Genomic DNA, 405 nt, shown 5'->3' with positions numbered 1-405 from the left:
CCCCGCCCGCGGCACGCTGCGCCGAGCACGCCTGTCGTGACGCCGCCCGCTGCACCGGCGGTGGTCGCGCCTGTTCTCGCCGACCCGGTTGCGGTCGCGCCGACGGCTCCTGTGGTGGCGCCATCGACGTCCGCGTCGGACGCCGTATCGGCCGAGCCGTCCCCGGCGGTCACGTTCCGCGATGCGCTGCCGGCCACGCCGCCCGAGGCGCCTCCCGTGTTGCCGGCGTCGGTGCCCGCCGCGCCCCTGACTGCTGCAGAGGTGGCACCGGCGCCACCCACCGTGGTCACGCCGCCAGCGCTGCCAACAGCGCCTGCCGCTTTCGCGCCACCGTCCGCCGATACGGACGTCAGTCCCCTGGCGCCGGCTGCGCCGCCCGCCGTGGCCTTCCGCGATGCCGCGCCG

The 405-nt window shown here is 78.0% G+C and carries 1 pseudogene; it reads left to right on the top strand.

The features are described from left to right. Positions 1–36: 36 nt before the first annotated feature. Positions 37–405, top strand: a pseudogene (locus tag IMZ29_RS22465) (hypothetical protein); the annotation flags it as partial.

Source organism: Verticiella alkaliphila (assembly GCF_018904615.1).
GTDB classification, from domain to species: Bacteria; Pseudomonadota; Gammaproteobacteria; order Burkholderiales; family Burkholderiaceae_B; genus Verticiella; species Verticiella alkaliphila.
This window is presented reverse-complemented; position numbering and strand designations above follow the sequence as displayed.